This window comes from Corallococcus sp. CA041A (assembly GCF_003612075.1).
GTDB lineage: Bacteria > Myxococcota > Myxococcia > Myxococcales > Myxococcaceae > Corallococcus > Corallococcus exiguus.
Genome location: NZ_RAWF01000565.1, coordinates 1 through 917 on the forward strand (window position 1 = coordinate 1; position 917 = coordinate 917).

Below are 917 nucleotides of genomic sequence, written 5' to 3' on the forward strand. Positions count from 1 at the left end.
GGGCGGCGGGCCCAGCCCACCTCCACGGCGTGCACGCGCCCGTCGAAGTAAGCCGCGTCCAGCCGGGCGTGGACGGCCTTGAGGTCGAAGCAGCGGCCGCGAGTGCGCAGCGGGGCGCCGGGCCTGCGCTCCCGGCGCACCTGGCCGTGGTGGGCGTGGCTGAAGGTCTCCAGCACCTCGCCGGCGGCGGTGTCGCCGGACACGTAGAGGGCCAGGGCGCGCACCACGGTGTCGGGTGCGTCCAGGAAGAGGTGGTGCAGGCGCAGGCGCACGCCTTCGGGGAGGCGGCGGTAGCTCACCAGGGTGGCGCGGTTGTCCGTGAGGCGCAGGTGCACGGGCTGGCCCAGCAGGGCGGACACGCGCCGGGCCAGGTCCGCGGCCCGGGGCAGCGCGTCCTCGCGCGAGGGCAGCCGCGAACGCTCCGGTTCACGCCCGGGCGCCGGGGCGTCGAACATCGCCAGTTGTCCGGGCGGCGGACGCATTGGGGGAAAGGTAAGCCCTGCCCCGGCCCGATGGCCAGGAGGATGCGTGGCGCCGTGTCCGGCGTCCTACGCGGGCCGCGGGCTGAGCGGCCTCGAGCGCGGTGCGCGTCCAATGGCTGCGAGGCCTTCGGCGTGGATGCGGCGCCCCTGGTGCGAGATTCGAGCCCCATGCGGGGCACCCCGTCCGCGCCGCGCCGCACGAACCTGTCCGACAGTCGGACTGGCCAGGGCGCGGAGCCCTTGGTGCGGGATGCGAGCCCCATGCGGGGGCACCCCGTCCGCGCCGCGCCGCACGAACCTGTCCGACTGGAGGGTTGCGCGGAATAAGCAATCTGATGGGTCCTGTAGAAGGGAGATGACGTCAGAAGAGGGAGCCTCCTGCTCGTCTGCGGAGCAGCGGAGCAGACGCCGCGTCGCCAAGGACCCGACGCCGCG

The 917-nt window shown here is 74.7% G+C and carries 1 pseudogene; it reads right to left on the reverse strand.

The window, feature by feature from the left end:
- A pseudogene (locus D7V77_RS42180) lies at positions 1 to 455 on the reverse strand (hypothetical protein); the annotation flags it as partial.
- Between the last annotated feature and the right edge of the window lie 462 nt (positions 456 to 917).